This window comes from Natronococcus pandeyae (assembly GCF_008122205.1).
In the GTDB taxonomy this organism is placed as follows: Archaea; Halobacteriota; Halobacteria; order Halobacteriales; family Natrialbaceae; genus Natronococcus; species Natronococcus pandeyae.
Window position 1 is genome coordinate 113,599 of sequence record NZ_PHNJ01000013.1, and the last position, 14,624, is coordinate 128,222.

The 14,624-nt window shown below is 59.1% G+C and carries 15 protein-coding genes and 2 pseudogenes; 11 read left to right on the forward strand and 6 right to left on the reverse strand.

The annotated features are described in order from the left end of the window. Window positions 1–7 precede the first annotated feature (7 nt). Window positions 8–847 (reverse strand): universal stress protein, encoded by an 840-nt coding sequence (locus CV102_RS19725; protein WP_148859746.1) that lies wholly within the window; start codon window positions 845–847, stop codon window positions 8–10. Between the two features lie 145 nt (window positions 848–992). Further along, window positions 993–1,838 (reverse strand): universal stress protein, encoded by an 846-nt coding sequence (locus CV102_RS19730; RefSeq protein WP_148859747.1) that lies wholly within the window; start codon window positions 1,836–1,838, stop codon window positions 993–995. A 351-nt stretch (window positions 1,839–2,189) separates the two neighbouring features. Between CV102_RS19730 and CV102_RS26135 the strand changes: the two genes are divergently transcribed. From CV102_RS26135 to CV102_RS19750, 6 genes are all read left to right on the forward strand, one after another. Beyond that, entirely contained in the window at window positions 2,190–2,339 is a 150-nt protein-coding gene (locus CV102_RS26135) for a DUF7512 family protein (RefSeq protein WP_187433044.1), read from the forward strand. Window positions 2,340–2,342: 3 nt separating this feature from the next. Next, the gene (locus CV102_RS19735) at window positions 2,343–3,365 is read left to right on the forward strand and encodes a sulfite exporter TauE/SafE family protein (RefSeq protein WP_148859748.1); all 1,023 of its coding nucleotides are present in this window, start codon (window positions 2,343–2,345) and stop codon (window positions 3,363–3,365) included. A gap of 76 nt (window positions 3,366–3,441) precedes the next feature. Continuing rightward, window positions 3,442–5,292, forward strand: a complete 1,851-nt coding sequence (locus tag CV102_RS19740; protein ID WP_148859765.1) for a cation:proton antiporter domain-containing protein — start codon at window positions 3,442–3,444, stop codon at window positions 5,290–5,292. 626 nt (window positions 5,293–5,918) lie between these two features. Then, window positions 5,919–6,068, forward strand: coding sequence for a DUF7512 family protein (locus CV102_RS26140; protein WP_187433045.1), 150 nt, complete (start codon window positions 5,919–5,921; stop codon window positions 6,066–6,068). Then, entirely contained in the window at window positions 6,069–7,103 is a 1,035-nt protein-coding gene (locus CV102_RS19745; RefSeq protein ID WP_148859749.1) for a sulfite exporter TauE/SafE family protein, read from the forward strand. Between the two features lie 92 nt (window positions 7,104–7,195). After that, window positions 7,196–7,600 carry a helix-turn-helix domain-containing protein gene (locus CV102_RS19750; protein WP_148859750.1) on the forward strand — a complete coding sequence of 135 codons (405 nt, stop codon included), beginning with the start codon at window positions 7,196–7,198 and terminating at the stop codon, window positions 7,598–7,600. Between the two features lie 256 nt (window positions 7,601–7,856). Here CV102_RS19750 and CV102_RS19755 read toward each other — a convergent pair whose 3' ends face one another. Further along, window positions 7,857–8,291, reverse strand: coding sequence for an ArsR family transcriptional regulator (locus tag CV102_RS19755; protein ID WP_148859751.1), 435 nt, complete (start codon window positions 8,289–8,291; stop codon window positions 7,857–7,859). Between the two features lie 126 nt (window positions 8,292–8,417). On the opposite strand from CV102_RS19755, the gene CV102_RS19760 reads away from it, so the two are divergent. Both CV102_RS19760 and CV102_RS19765 read left to right on the forward strand, forming a co-directional pair. Continuing rightward, the gene (locus CV102_RS19760; RefSeq protein WP_148859752.1) at window positions 8,418–9,017 is read left to right on the forward strand and encodes an aminopeptidase; all 600 of its coding nucleotides are present in this window, start codon (window positions 8,418–8,420) and stop codon (window positions 9,015–9,017) included. Window positions 9,018–9,255: 238 nt separating this feature from the next. Continuing rightward, window positions 9,256–10,428 (forward strand): IS701 family transposase, encoded by a 1,173-nt coding sequence (locus CV102_RS19765; protein WP_148859753.1) that lies wholly within the window; start codon window positions 9,256–9,258, stop codon window positions 10,426–10,428. A gap of 15 nt (window positions 10,429–10,443) precedes the next feature. On the opposite strand, the pseudogene CV102_RS19770 reads toward CV102_RS19765, so the two are convergent. After that, window positions 10,444–10,890: pseudogene (locus CV102_RS19770) on the reverse strand (integrase core domain-containing protein); the annotation flags it as partial. A 63-nt stretch (window positions 10,891–10,953) separates the two neighbouring features. Between CV102_RS19770 and CV102_RS19775 the strand changes: the two are divergent. Beyond that, the gene (locus CV102_RS19775; RefSeq protein WP_148859754.1) at window positions 10,954–11,280 is read left to right on the forward strand and encodes a thioredoxin family protein; all 327 of its coding nucleotides are present in this window, start codon (window positions 10,954–10,956) and stop codon (window positions 11,278–11,280) included. 39 nt (window positions 11,281–11,319) lie between these two features. On the opposite strand, the gene CV102_RS19780 is transcribed toward CV102_RS19775, so the two are convergent. After that, window positions 11,320–12,435, reverse strand: a complete 1,116-nt coding sequence (locus CV102_RS19780) for a redoxin domain-containing protein (RefSeq protein WP_148859755.1) — start codon at window positions 12,433–12,435, stop codon at window positions 11,320–11,322. 455 nt (window positions 12,436–12,890) lie between these two features. Next, complete coding sequence (locus CV102_RS27275) at window positions 12,891–13,376, reverse strand: universal stress protein (protein ID WP_394349508.1); 486 nt, start codon at window positions 13,374–13,376, stop codon at window positions 12,891–12,893. Between CV102_RS27275 and CV102_RS19790 the strand changes: the two are divergent. Next, window positions 13,281–13,883 (forward strand): annotated as a pseudogene (locus CV102_RS19790) (RNA-guided endonuclease TnpB family protein); the annotation flags it as partial. The gene CV102_RS27275 and the pseudogene CV102_RS19790 overlap by 96 nt on opposite strands. A 457-nt stretch (window positions 13,884–14,340) precedes the next feature. Continuing rightward, window positions 14,341–14,508: a hypothetical protein gene (locus CV102_RS26145; RefSeq protein ID WP_187433047.1), complete on the forward strand. Its 168-nt coding sequence runs from the start codon at window positions 14,341–14,343 to the stop codon at window positions 14,506–14,508. Window positions 14,509–14,624: the final 116 nt, after the last annotated feature.

Here is a 14,624-nt window from a genome sequence, read left to right on the forward strand (position 1 = left end):
CAGTCGCTCACTGCTCGAGCGTGCGGACGGACAGCACGGGGACCGGTGAACTGCTGACGACTCGCTGTGAAACGCTACCAGTGACTAGTCGGTCGAGTCCGGACCGACTCTCCGTTCCCACGACGACGATGTCGATGTCGTGGTCCGCCGCGTAGGAACCGATCGCTTCGTTCGGAATCCCACGTTCGATCGCTCGTTTGGTTTCCAACCCGCGTTCTGCGGCGCGGTTGGCGATCGTGTTCGTCGACCGTTCACCGATTTCCTCGAGCGCGTCGAGGACGATATCCATGTGCGAGTGGACGTCGTCGACGACGTACAACGAGTGAACGGTCGATCCGTACGCCTCTGCAAGGTCGAGTCCGTTTTCGACGGCTGCCTCCACTCCGGGTCGGCCGTCCGTTGCGATACAGATATCGTCGATATCGTGAGCCACATCTGTCACTGAGGGGTTCACGGTAAGTACGGGACACCGCGCCTCGCGAACGACCGCCCTCGCGACGCTTCCCATGATCCATCGTCGAATACCTGTTCGACCGTGTGTTCCGAGAACACAGAGGTCGATATCGTGTTCGTCGGCGTACTCGAGTAGCTCTCGGCTCGGCTGTCCGGTCTGGATGCTCGTACCGACGGAAACATCGCGATCGACTGCCTTCTCTTCGACTGTTTCGACGAACTGTCGGTGACGTGACCGGGCCTCGTCGTCTGCCTGTCCGTCGGTCCCATCACCTTCGACGACCGAGACGGCGTGGATGGTCGCGTCGAATTTCTTCGCGATCGAGATGCCCTGATCGGCAGCGGTCGTCGCGATGTCACTTCCGTCAGTCGCAACGAGGATATTCTGATACATCGTCTATTTTACGATGGCGATTCCCTTGAATATGGGGCCACTGACGGCCGTCGCGATCACGGCTATCCCGGCTCTACCGAGATCCAGTTTCGTGTCCCTCAGCCCGTCGTTCTCGAGGGAGCGGACGGAACTCGAGACGTCGATCTCACGCCACTCGAGACGGCGGGACGAGCATCACGTTTCCGTTTGCCTGGGCGACGATATCCTCGGAGACGCTGCCGAGTAACAGTCGGCGAAGTCTGCTGTGTCCGCGCGAGCCCACGAGGATCGTCGTCGGGTCGTACTCGGCCTCCGCTGCGAGGATTTCGTCTGCGGGATCGCCCTGCCGGATCTCGATCCGAGTTTCGATACCCCACTCCTCGAGTTGCGCTGCCAGTTCCGCGAGTCTCTCTTCGGGAGCTTCTTCCTCCGCAAGGCCCGGATCTTTCGGCGTCTCGACGTGGACTAGCGTCGCTTCCTGGGCGGCACGGTGTAGGTACGAGAACGCCTCGAACGCCTGATCGGCGTTCTCGGAGAAGTCCGTCGCGTACAGCATTCGCTGGAACAGGTGCTCCCTGACGACATCCGGCTCGTCAGTTTCGCGTTCGATTCGGTTGACGAGTAGCGGTGTTTCCGTCGTTCGAGCGAGGTTTCGCGCCGTCGATCCGATCACGCGGTTCTCGAGCGGACTCTTCCCGCGCGAGCCAACGATCGTCAGGCTCGCACCGATCGTCTCGGCGATGCCCCTGATCCGCCGGTGGGGCGTCCCGCGAACGACGTGAGTTTCGACCTCGAAGCCGGCGTCTTCGATAACGCGGCGGTAGCGCTCGAGCGCCCGTTCGCGTCGTCCTTCGAAGTCGATGCCGGGCATTCCCGCGTGGACGTTCGACGGGACGACGGTGACGAGATGCATCTCGTCGACGCCGATCCGGCCGAGACACTCGAGGCAGGTCTCACTCTCGATCGTCGCCTCGCTAGCTGCCGAAAGATCGGTCGCACAGACGGCTTTCATACGGGTCGTAGGGCTCGACGGTATAATATTGTTTGGGAAACCCAATATAGAGTCGGAGAGGCCGCGTCCGAAGTCGCGATTGGACTGGCGAAGCAGTTGGAAGGGTGTTCGACTCGAGACGTACTTCGTCGCGCGACCGAATTATACCCGTCCGGAGGGCATCGATTGGAAGCCGATCAGACTTCTATATTCCCATAACGTACGAGGATATTTGCGTTGGATAGCCGTGGCATAGCCCGCAGTAATATTGTGCTATGATCCCAAAAGCGTTATACACGCTCTTCGGATAGTGGGTAGTAAGCACCGAACCATGATCCACATCAAACCGAGTTCGAACCGGGGTCGAGACCGATGATCGAGTTCGCCGCACTCTCACCGGCAGTACAGGCCGCACTGCTCGTCGTCGCCGTCCTCGTCGAGGCAATCGTCCTCTACGCTGGCTACGGCATCGTCGAACGAGCCGTCGCACCGCCGCTCATCGAGACGATCGAGAACGCATAATCAATGGAGCTACTCGGACTCAGTCCCGAACTGCTGGCGCTGTTCGTCGTCTTCGGCTTCATGGTCGGCGTTTTCTTCGGGTTCTTCGGCATGGGCGGGTCGTTCCTCGTGACGCCCGCGCTGTTGATCCTCGGCTACTCCGCACCCGTCGCGATCGGCAGTTCGATGGCGTTCGTCTTCGGGACGGCCGTCATCGCGACGATGAAACACCACGACGTCGGTCAGGTCGACTACAAACTCGGGGCGTTGATGTTCGTCGGGATTGCCCTCGGCATCGAGGCTGGAAAAGTGCTCGTCTACGGGCTCGAGGCGATCGGACGGGCGGAGCTGGTCGTCGGGACTGCGTACGTGCTGTTGCTCGCCGCGATCGGCGCCCTGTTCGTCCGGAGCGCCCTCAAACAGTCGTCCGACGCGGACAACGACGATTCCGACGACGACGACATTCCCGAAATCGCGAAGACGATCAAGTCGTACAACATTCCACCGATGGTGACGCTGACCGACGGGAGCAAGGCGTCGCTGTGGACAATCTCGGGCGTCGGCGGCGGCGTCGGGATCGTCTCTGGATTCCTGGGCGTCGGCGGCGGCTTCATCCGGATGCCCGCGATCTACTACCTCATCGGCGTGCCCCTCGCCGCCGCCGTCGGAACGAGTCTCTTCGGTGCGCTCATGTCGGGCGCCGTCGGGGCGTTCACCTACGGGCTCGACGGTGTCGTTGACCTCGGAATCGTAACGGGACTGCTGGCAGGGAGCGCGCTCGGCGCTCGCATCGGCTCGGCAGCGACGGCCTACGTCGACGAAGCGGACGTCACCATCTACTTCGGCATCATGCTGTTGCTGGCGAGTCTGGCCGTCGGTCTCGGCGAACTCGCCAACTGGCTCGCGATGCCGGTGCTCGATACCGTGAGCTTCGTCCTGCTCGTCGGCTCGTCGGCGTTCGTCACGGTCATCATCTTCTACTACGGTGCACAGGCAGTTCGAACGAAAGACGTCGGCCCAACCGCGACCGCGGGAGGAAACGAGTAGACGTGTCAGCGAGCGCAACCACGATGGACGGATCGAACGACGCGACGCTCGAGCGAGACGCCGGTGATCGACCGTGATCCTCGTCGCCGTCGTCGCGCTCATCCTGGCGCTTGGGGTTGCATCCCGCGTCCTCGCCGATCGCCTCCGAATCCCGAGCGTCCTGTTTCTGATCTTCGCCGGAATCGCGATCGGTCCCGAGGTGCTCGGCCTGGTCTCACAGGACACATTCGGGAGCGGACTCTCCGCAATGGTCGGGGTCAGCGTCGCGATCATCCTCTTCGAGGGCGGGTATCACCTGCACCTCCAGAAGCTTCGCGAGAGTCCGACGGCGCTGACGCGACTCGTCACCGTCGGTGCGGCGATCACCTGGCTCGGGACGGCGGCCGCCGTCGTCTTCTTCCTCGAGACCAGTCTCGAGGTCGGACTGCTGGTCGGTGCGCTGTTGATCGCGACCGGCCCGACGGTGATCGGCCCCATCCTCCAGGTCGTCACCGTGCGAGACCACGTTGCCGCCGTCCTCGAGGGAGAGGGCGTGATCAACGACGTCACGGCGGCCATCCTGGTCGTCGTCGTCTTCGAAGTGCTGGTCGCCGGTAACGGGACGCCGGCCGCGCTCGTCGGCAACTTCGCGGTACGATTGTTCGTCGGACTGACGATCGGTGCGCTCGTCGCCGCCGTCGTGTGGCTGGTTCTCGACCGCGGCCGGTCCAGACCCTGTGCAGCGCCGCTTCACGCCCGGCTGATCGTCCTGGCTGGAATCGTCGTCGCCTACGGCGGTGCCGAACTGGTCGCCAGTGAGACGGGGATCGCCGCCGCCGCAATGGCCGGCTTCGTCCTCGGCAACGTCGATCTACCACACCACGAGGCGGTGATCGACTTTCTGGACGACCTCTCGGTCGTCGTCCTCTCGTTCGTCTTCGTCGCGCTGGCGGCGTTGATCGACTTCGCGGATATCTTCACGCTCGGCTTCGCCGGCGTCGCCATCGTCGTCGCGATCACGATGGTGCTCCGGCCGGCCGTGATCTACCTCTCGACGACGAGCGAACGGTTCACCCGCAACGAGCAACTGTTCCTGAGCGCCGTCGGCCCGCGCGGGATTATCCCCGCGAGTGTCGCGACGCTGTTCGCCGTCGAACTCCAAACACTCGGGCGGCCACAGGAGGCCCAGTTGCTCGCTGGTACCGTCTTCTTGCTCATCTTCGCGACGGTCGTCCTGCAGGCTGGCCTCGCCCGACAGATCGCGAACTACCTCGAGGTTTCACCAATGCGCACGATCATCATCGGCGGGGGGCGGGTCGGCCTGTCCCTCGCGGAACGGCTCGAACAGGACGGAGAGAACGTACTACTCGTCGACGAGGACCCCGACGCGGTCGAGAAAGCCCGCGAACGCGGCCTTCGCGCGGTCGAGGGCGACGGTACCGACGCCGACGTCCTCGAGCAGGCCGGCGCGTCGAACGCGAAGACGGTCATCGCGGCGACGCCCGACGACGATGTCAACCTGCTGGTCTGTCAGCTCGCGAAGACGAGCTTCGACGTCGGGAAGGTCGCCTCGCGAGTCAACCAGCCCGACAACGTCGACGCGTTCGAATCGCTCGACGTCCGGGCGATCGACCTCTCGATGGCGACCGCGTGGTCGCTCGAGAACGTCCTGGAGCGGCCGTCGCTGTCCGCGTGGATGAACGAACTCGGCCGGACCGGAGACGTCCAGGAGATCGAAGTCACGGCAGCGGACCTCGTCGGGAAGACGATCGCGGAACTCAATGCAGAGATTCCCGACGGCTGTATCGTCGGCCTGCTCACCCACGACAACGGAACCACGGAGGTTCCGACCGGCGACCACAAACTACAGGACGGGGATCGCGTCACCTTCCTCGGCCAGACCGACGCGGTCGATCGTGCCATCAAGCGGTTCCATCCGCACGACTGACAGTCGACTCTCGACGGACAGCATCGGCGACCAGGTGATCGCGGAAGCGACCGGATTTTTACGGCAACCGTTCGGCGACGGGACCGACTGACCGTCGAGAAGGCGCTCTGTGACGCCGTACTGGTAGAGAACGACGATCTCGACGATTCGAGACACGAGCTGATTGAACGCGACCACGGGGACCCGTTTTCGCTTCTGACCACCCCTGCACACTCGGCGGTCATCGAGACGGCGAGGGTATCCGAATCGTCGTCCACCTCCCCGACTCTGCTAGCGGCGACCGATCGATCACTTCGCCGGCTGCCCGCGATCGCACCGGGCCGAGAGGACTCGCGGCCCGTTCGCGGCGTGCTTTCGTGAGTGGCGAACGGATAGGCCTCCCAGCGCGCTACCGATCGAGCCGTGGGTCGAACCGCGCGTGAGCGTGTCCGACCCGCAACGAGCCCGTTCGATCGGGACGAATATTCGAATAACGTACGTAAATATCTCCATCGGTTAGCCGTGGGATTTCCTGCAGTGATATTGTGCATCACACCCAAAACCGTTATACACTGTACCCGAGTAGTGAGTACTGAGCAGAAACCCATGATCTACACACGATCGAACCCCAGCGGAGGTCGAAACGCATGATCGACCTCGCAGCCCTCTCACCACCAGCACAGGCAGGCGTGCTCGTCGGTGCCGTCCTCCTCGAGGCAGTCGTCCTCTACGTCGGTTACGGTGTACTCGAGCAAGTCGCAGCGGACCCCATCATCGAGAGGATCAAGAACGCATAGATGGAGCTCTTTGGAATCGGACTGACGCTGCTCGTGTTGTTCGTGAGCTTCGGCTTTATGGTCGGCGTACTGTTCGGCTTCTTCGGGATGGGCGGGTCGTTCCTCGTCACGCCCGCGTTGCTCGTGATGGGGTATCCCGCTCGAGTCGCCGTCGGGAGTGGGATGGCGTTCGTCTTCGGAACGGCCGTCATCGCGACGATGAAACACCACGATCTCGGCCAGGTCGACTACAAACTCGGCGGACTGATGGTCGTCGGCACGACGGTCGGCATCGAGGTGGGACGAATCAGCGTCTTCTACCTCGAGGATCTCGGCCTCGCCAGCGGCGTCATCGGCGTCACGTACGTCTTCCTGCTCGGCGCGATCGGGCTGTTCGTCACCTACAACGCGCTGAAGGGTGACGATGACGACGGCGGTGGCGGCCACCACGACGCGGACGCGGAGATCGACCCGGACGAGATTCCCGACATCGCGAGGAAAATTCAGTCGTATCACGTCCCGCCGATGGTCGAAATCAAGGGCGGACTCACGGTCTCCCTGTGGATGATCCTCGGCGTCGCGTTCGTCACGGGTCTGCTCTCGGGCTTCCTCGGCGTCGGCGGCGGATTCATCCGCATGCCCGCGATGTTCTACCTCATCGGTGTCCCGGTCCCCGTCGCGGTCGGGACCGACCTCTTCGAGATCGTCATCTCGGGCGGGGTCGGCTCGTACCTCTACGGAATGGAAGGCGGCGTCGACCTCTCGATCGTCGCGCCCCTGCTCGCTGGGAGCGCACTCGGCGCCCGAATCGGATCGGCGGCGACCAGCATCGTCGACGAAGGCGATATCAAGATCTACTTCGGACTGATGCTCCTGGGTGGATCGGTCGCCGTCGCGTTCCGTCAGGCCGGCGACTACCTGGGGATTGACGTGCTGAGCACGGTCAGTTTCGCGCTTATCATGCTCTCGGCGCTGCTGGTTAGCGGAGCCGTGATCTACAGCACGATCACGACGATGCGCGAGGAGTCAGCCACGTCTCCCGCAACTGCGGATTGAGGTCGCTGCCGACCCGGATCGGTCGCTCAGTGCAATTGCGCAATACTCACACAACCCTTATACCGGTTCAGGCCCTACCACGAATCAATACAATGGCTAACTCGATGGCGGAACAACTCCAGCAGGACATGCAGTGTGAAGGGCTGCTAGAGTGCATCCACGGCCTCAAGCAACTCGACAAGGAATGCTTCCGGGCGATGGTCGAAAGCGACGAACCGCTGACGATCGACGAGGTCGCCGATCGGGTCGATCGCGAGCGGTCGACTGCGTACCGATCGATCCAGCGACTGCTCCAGAGTGGTTTCATCCAGAAAGAGCAGATCAACTACGATCAGGGCGGCTACTACCACGTCTACTACCCCACCGATCCGAACCAGATCGCAAACGATATGCAGCGGATGCTCAACGACTGGTACGCGAAGATGGGACAGCTTATCCAGGAGTTCGAAGACAAGTACGAACACGTCGACGACGGTCCGATGACTGTCGAAGGGTAACTACCCGCCACCATCCCAGAGACGGCTTGCGGCGAGTCGCGAGCCGAATCGACCGAGATGATGCAGACCCTCGTCGAGTTCTTCTCGAGCGTGTCCTGGACGTCGATCTCACAGAGAATACCGGATCTCTTGTCTTCGAGCGCGTCGATCGTCACCGAGGCGAGTTTCCGAGGATGTCAACTGATGCGGTGGCTGTAGTCCGAATTTTCGAGTGAAACGATAGGAACCGAGATCCTGCCGGAGTCGAGAACCGCGGTTAGTCGGCGGTCGGGCGGGGCATCTCCTCGACGTCCTTGATCTCGCCCGTCCGCTGGACGCGAGTGTACTGGCGCCGCCAGGCCTCCTCGGGGAACAGGTCGTTCCGATCGAACAACTCGCGCGCTTCGTCGCTCAGCCGATAGAACTTGTACGGGTAGCCCCGGATTCGGTTCCCCGGTTTCACCACGAGTTCCTCGACCACGTCGACCTCCTGCAGAATGGTGAGGTGGCGGCGGATCGCGTCCGCCTCGAGGCTCGGATTCATGTAGTCCAGTTCCGTCACGCTGGGCGCACCTTTCGGATGGCCCACGATGTCGGCGATCAGGTTCGCTCGAGTCCTGTCAGTCGACTTCTGGAGCGCCGTCCACGAATCGAACGTGTCGGGGCCTCCCTGTCCCCCACCGCCGTTCGTCGACTGCGTCTTCGGGTGCATACGAGAGGATACACGGGCAATCATCTTAAACACTTGGTCGATAGAATCAACCGGTAGTCTGACTATTTCGTTGAGCGGTTCCACAACCAGTACCTCTATTAGTGGTGGGACTTATCAGAAACAGATATGAACGGTGGTGGCGATGGAACGGACGACGGGTCGTATATCGACGGCGTCGACCCAGAGCGGTTGGACGAGGAGGACCAGCTAAATCCGACTCCGGAACAGCACGAACGCCTGAAGAACGGGTTGCACGGCGAGTTATTTACCGATATCCGGCGTGCCGATCGCCGGTACCTGGTGATCGGTCGCGGCTCGGGTGCGCCAGGGGAGCGACGACGGACGGTCTGTGACCTGCTCGACGAGCGCAGGGGAGCGATCTCGTTTCGACTCGAGGACTTCGGCTTTACCGGCGACGAACTGGACCTGTGGGCTCCCGCGTTCGATATCCTCTCCGAGATGTCGTCGTCCATAGTGGGCGTCCTCGAGGACTACGACGGCGGCCACGTCTGGGAACTCGGCTATCTCTACCACTACCAGACGGCCGTCCGGAACACGTTCTGGATGCTGAAATGCGTCTACGACAGCGAGGAAGAGATGCGCGAACGCTACGATAACGGGATGGCGGCGTCCCACCTGGCTGCGCTCGAGAAGGCCGTCAGCGAACGGGTTATCACGTGGGAACACCCCGACGAACTCCCAGAAGTGGTAAAATCGATTCCGTAAAGAGAGTTGCTTTCGTCAAAAGCGGATCCTCCCTGTAGCGAACTGTAAGGAGAAATTCGCCGCAGGAATGACCTCCGAGGAATTTCCACAGCAGGGCTGACGAGAAGCCGTTCGACGCCCCATCTCATCCACTACCGCATATATCAACCCACTATCGTATATATTCAAAAGGCACTGTCTAGTTTCTTGACTTCGCACGTTTATCTCCGTTCGACGCCTATCTCTCGGTGATGTCCCGATGTTCCCGATTACGTCGTTTCTTTCCTGCACAGACCCGATTGACGAGTTAGACGTCTTCTCATATCATCAGAAACACCATGCGAAAAGCTACGTCACCGGTCTTGTTGCGGCCAGCAACAAGACCGTGGACGGCATCGCGACGCACGTACTTCCGGCGAAAAGCGAACGCGCTCTAAACAAGTTCCTCACCGAGTACAACTGGGACGAAGACCGACTCAACAGAGAACGATTGGAGTTACTCCAGACGACCAATGAAACGCGCTGGAGCAGTGAAGGTGTCGTCATCATCGACGACACCTTCACGCACAAAAGTGGCGAGCAGATCCCAAACGCAGGGAAATTCTACGATCACACCGCGCGTGGCTACATCTGGGGCCAGAATCTCATTTACGCAATCTATGCAGACAAGAAAACGACCTATCCGCTATGTTTTCGCCTCTACGAGAAACACAGTAAGACTCGCGTCCAGTTAGCAAAAGAACTCGTCAATGAGTGCATCGAGATAGGTGTCCCGGCGGACACCTATCTCTTCGATATGACCTATTGTTCTGGAGAGTTCATCAATCATCTCGAAAGCTACGCCAAAGAGTGGGTATCTGCCATCAAGAGTGACCGCAATGTGACGTACGCGGGTGAACGAATGCGAGTCGATGCGCTGCGTGAGCGCATCGACACGCAGCCACGAACTGTCGATGGCGAGACTTACCACATCTGGACGAAGAAACTTGCAGTGTCGAAACTCGGGAAGGTGAAGGTACTGATCACGGAGAAAGAGCCGGATGACGAGGATGATGAGTTGAGTGTCAAGTACATCGTGAGCAATAAAATCGACGCACCAGCGAGCCATCTCATCGCGTTGTACGCGATGCGATGGCGGGTCGAGACGTTCTTCAGAGACACCAAGCAGGACCTCGGTTTGGGAGACTGCGAGTTGCGAAGTGACGCAGGTGCCAGTCGTCACTGGCACCTGCTGATGCTCGCCTACAGTCTCCTGAAGCTCGGTGTTGCACAAAGCGCTCTGGGAACGGTGATTTCACGGGCAACGTCACTTCAAGCTGATCTCAAACTCTCGTTTCGCGAAACCGTGCAAAATCTCCTTTCCTGGGCTCTCGCTAGCCCAGCCCGAAGCATCGACGATCTCATGCACGATGTGGAGGACCTGTTCATATAGGTGCGAAGTCGAGTAGTTTAGCATCTCCGCTGGCGTCTGTCCATTGAGTGACTGGTGCGGTCGTTGTGTGTTATAGTAATGTATGAGCTGCTCAAGATATCCTTTGACGCTCGCCCGACCGCCCACCCACGAGTTGAAGAAGCGGCCAACCCTCATCATCAAGGTGTGAAACCACTTCTCGATGCGGTTTCGGTCGACGTAGTCGAGCTGACCGCTCAACCCGAACCGAGAGAGGGAAGTCAGATACCCGTAGCCATCGACGAGAAACACCGTCTCGGAGAGATCGTGTTTCTCGGTGAGTCCATGCAGGAACGCAGCGGCTGGATCGGTGCCTCGCCGTCCGAACACTGCGACATTGAGTATGAGCCGTGACTCCAGGTGTATTGCACCTTACACACAAGGCCAGCCGCCGTTAATCTTGACAGCGGTCTCATCAATGGCGACCCGTGACGGCTTCGCCGTCCTCAGAACTCGAAGCGTTCTGCTGTCGAGGCGAATCAGTAATTCGCCGACCATTGGAGAGCGATGCTCTCCAAGAGGCCGCACGAGAGCTTCGCTCTCGTGGACGTCGGCGGATCTGAAAAGATCGAGCAAGTCGTGTTACTCCACTTCTGTGCCGAGTGGGCACAGCTCTGCGAGGTGCTCCATCCCAGGCTCGAAAAACTCGCGGAGGCGTTTCCATCACTGGTTATCGCGACCGTTAATACTACCGAAAGTACGACCGTACTCCAGGAATTCAGCATTGAAAGCATTCCGACACTGATCCTTCTCGAGCACGGAGGACTCGTAGCTGTCTTTACAGGCGACGTCGAGTACGTCACGCTCGAAAGCAGGATTAGCACGTACCTTTGAATCGATTCATATAGAGAGATCAGCACAATAACGTTCTTTTCACTCTTCTGATGTTTCTCGGCGTTCGGGGTGTTCAAAATCGAACGTCTCGGTCCGGATCATCTCGAGCGTTTCCTCGACTGATGGCCGATCCCCCCAGAATGTCCCGAAATAAGCAAACTGGACCTCGCCGTCCGGATCGACGATAATCGTCGCTGGACGGTTGATATATTCGGCGTGAACGGCGAAAGCCAGGGGATCGACGCCGTAGGTCGCACCGACGGCACCACCGCGGTCTAGAAGATGCGGCCACCAGATACGCTCGGTATACGTCTTCTGAAACGATTCGTCGGCAAACCAGTACTCTGGATCGAGTTCCTTGCCGACCATGACTCGACCCCGAAACCGATCGTGGCACTCGAGCGTCGCTACCGAGACGTCAGCTTCCGCGAACGCCCCCTGTAACTCGATCAGTTCGTCGAACTCACGGTGACAGACCGGACACCAGTCGGCGAACACCCATATCAGGACGAGCCAGTCGCCGTCCGCACCGAGGTCGCTGCGCTGCCACTGTTTCCCCGTCGTATCTGGAAGTTCAAACTCGGGAGCCATATCTCCCGTCTCGACCCTGTCGAACATCGACGGATCGAGATTCTGGTACGCAGATCGTAGCGAAGCAGTCGTTCCCGCTTCGCTCTCGATTTGCGCGATAGCGATCTCCGCTTGATGTTGGACGTCCCTCGTGTCGGTTTCGACCGTCTCCTCGAGGAGTGTGAGTGACGTTTCCGCTTCGATCTGACCGAGTGCTATCACTGCCTGTGAACGGACCAAATCGTTCGGATCGTCTCGGACGACACGTTCTAGCTCGGTCACAGCCGAGTTGTCTCCGAGTATACCCAGTGTCTTCGCACAAACATAGCGAACGTGTGGGTCGTTGTCGCACAAGTCCGCACGTATCTCGGCGCCGGAATCGATACCGATGCGAACCAGGTCTCGTACCGCAAGCAAGCGGACCGTCCAGTCGGTATCGGACAGATCCGCTATGCCGTCTTTCTCCAGTCTTCGGTCTATCGTGAAGTTCTCGTTGTTGACTGGATGGAAGTCGTGAATCCGGACCCGGTTCAGTACTTCGTCGACTTCGGGAGGATCGCACGAATCGGTATCTGATTCGCCCATGACTGTACAGAGCGCCTCTTTCTAATAAAATTGGCAGTTACGATTACGTAACCGAATGGCGAAGACCGGTGTGAGTTGCTGGAGTGGTGGTTGAGGCAGATAAGTATCATCTTCAGAGGAGATCCTAACTCGGCACACAAGAACACCGAACGCATGCCATTGAACAGTTTCAGCGATCCGGGTAATCTCTATAGCCGCACGACTAGAGTAATATCAATTACAATAGTACCGCCGTCAAAAACATCGAAGTCACTCCGATATCGAGCGCCTTTCAACCCGGTTCTGGTTTTTATCAACCGCGACGAGTATTTGTTGCAGATCCGTGACGCAATTTCTGATCATCGTCGTTCAATCGGCAGATCCATTCGCTTGGAAAAAGAGAGCTGTCGTCTTCGGTCACAGGAATCCAACGAAGCAATTTTTATTTCAGGTAGAACGTTCCCTATGGAACAGTCCTACTCTTTCGCTGGAACGATTATAACTGGTTGTTCAGCAGCAGTTGCTAGCGACCCGAGAACGTTCTGCGATCGGAGCCTGCGCCAGATCGAGCGCTCGCGCGGAGTGAGGATGATGGATGCAGCCGTATGATCCTCAGCGGCTTCTAGAATCACCTCAGCAACGTCCCGTCCGTATCGGGCCTCCGTCGAGACAGGGGTTTCTGCCGACTCAAAACAATCCTTTACGACTTCGAAAATTTCGTCGGTGTGCCGGTCCACTGGATCGTGTTCAACAGCGTTCGACTCATCCCGAACCACGTGAATCGCGTGGAGACGGCAGTCTTTTTCCTCCAGATACGGAGAGACAGCACTACACGTATTGAAAGCGTCTTTCCGGTCTGCTAATGGTACCAGAACGCCCTCACCGACATCGTGGAGAAAGCGTCTCGGCAGGCCGTCGAGTACGCCAAACAGTACGAGAATTCGGTATTGGTGATGGAGGATTTGACGTACGTCCGTGAGCGTCTCGACTATGGGAAGTACATGAACCGTCGGCTTCACTCGTGGGCGTTCGCCCGACTCCAAGGGCGTATCGAGGACAAGGCGACGGAAGCAGGCATCCCGATCGAGTACGTGGACCCGGCGTACACCTCGCAGACGTGCCACTCGTGCTACCGTATCGGTCGGCGGGACTCCCAAGCCGAGTTCCGGTGCCCGAACGACGACTGCCACGTTTCGACGTTTCAGGCCGACATCAACGTTTCCGCGAATATCGCACGACGGATTGACTCGTGGGGAGAGAGCGTCCCGCTCGACAAGGCGGAACGCAATGACTCGCTACGGGACGGGAGCGGTTGTGACACCGCCACGACTTCGTTCGAGACGGCGAAGCCGTCTCGTGATCACGAAAGACGCTCCGCGTCTTTCGAACGACACCGTGAGACGAGCGTACCAGCGCAGATGACGCTCATGGCGTTTCGAGAGTCGAAACCCTCTGCCAGCGACGGCTAACTGGTATTCCCCATGCGTGGGAAGCCTCGCCGTTTACAGCGAGGAGGATGTCACCCGCAGAAGTTACTGCTCGAATCTGTTCTACTGCGTACTGTGTAAACCGGTACAGATGCTGAGGAATCGTATTCGATTGTGAGTTGAAGTAGTTAATATGGGCTTCTCCGTTCTGGTACGATGGTGCACCATTCGGAGACGTTTGGAGCGATTGTCCGCACATCTTCCAGACGTGCACCACTGCTTCGACTGGGCTTTACGTTCGACTTGGCCATTCACTTCGGTATCACAACCCGATCAGAGTACGACGATCAAAGCGGTCCAGTCACTTTCGAGATACTCCCCATGAAACAGACACTACAGAGACGATCCGCCACCCCTTCATACGACGATGGGAGCCATGCCTGGAAACAGTTCGATGCCAGTCATATCGCACATGAATGAAAATGAGAGAGATCGAAGTATGACGACACACATCAAATTACATGGAACAAAGGCTGAGCGGTTCGAAAAAATCAAACGCGAACTAAGCGAACGGGTGGGCTACGAACTGAGCAACCCGGAGGCTCTTGGACTCCTAATGGCGGATATCGATTCGGATGACAAATCGATCATCGGGCGCAACTCTTGACTGGCTTGACGGAATTGACATCCTCCACGCCGTAAACGCCGTGGAATCCCGACCGTCGTTGGGATATTACGGTTTACAGTCCACGACCTGTTCTCGCGGGGCGAAACAACCCTCGC

Excerpts from the sequence above, each read along its gene's own strand:
- CV102_RS19725 (WP_148859746.1), bottom strand. The coding sequence starts at position 847 with ATGTATCAGAATATCCTCGTTGCGACTGACGGAAGTGACATCGCGACG.
- CV102_RS19730 (WP_148859747.1), bottom strand. The coding sequence starts at position 1,838 with ATGAAAGCCGTCTGTGCGACCGATCTTTCGGCAGCTAGCGAGGCGACG.
- CV102_RS26135 (WP_187433044.1), top strand. The coding sequence starts at position 2,190 with ATGATCGAGTTCGCCGCACTCTCACCGGCAGTACAGGCCGCACTGCTC.
- CV102_RS19735 (WP_148859748.1), top strand. The coding sequence starts at position 2,343 with ATGGAGCTACTCGGACTCAGTCCCGAACTGCTGGCGCTGTTCGTCGTC.
- CV102_RS26140 (WP_187433045.1), top strand. The coding sequence starts at position 5,919 with ATGATCGACCTCGCAGCCCTCTCACCACCAGCACAGGCAGGCGTGCTC.
- CV102_RS19745 (WP_148859749.1), top strand. The coding sequence starts at position 6,069 with ATGGAGCTCTTTGGAATCGGACTGACGCTGCTCGTGTTGTTCGTGAGC.
- CV102_RS19750 (WP_148859750.1), top strand. The coding sequence starts at position 7,196 with ATGGCTAACTCGATGGCGGAACAACTCCAGCAGGACATGCAGTGTGAA.
- CV102_RS19755 (WP_148859751.1), bottom strand. The coding sequence starts at position 8,291 with ATGCACCCGAAGACGCAGTCGACGAACGGCGGTGGGGGACAGGGAGGC.
- CV102_RS19760 (WP_148859752.1), top strand. The coding sequence starts at position 8,418 with ATGAACGGTGGTGGCGATGGAACGGACGACGGGTCGTATATCGACGGC.
- CV102_RS19765 (WP_148859753.1), top strand. The coding sequence starts at position 9,256 with ATGTTCCCGATTACGTCGTTTCTTTCCTGCACAGACCCGATTGACGAG.
- CV102_RS19775 (WP_148859754.1), top strand. The coding sequence starts at position 10,954 with ATGCTCTCCAAGAGGCCGCACGAGAGCTTCGCTCTCGTGGACGTCGGC.
- CV102_RS19780 (WP_148859755.1), bottom strand. The coding sequence starts at position 12,435 with ATGGGCGAATCAGATACCGATTCGTGCGATCCTCCCGAAGTCGACGAA.
- CV102_RS26145 (WP_187433047.1), top strand. The coding sequence starts at position 14,341 with ATGACGACACACATCAAATTACATGGAACAAAGGCTGAGCGGTTCGAA.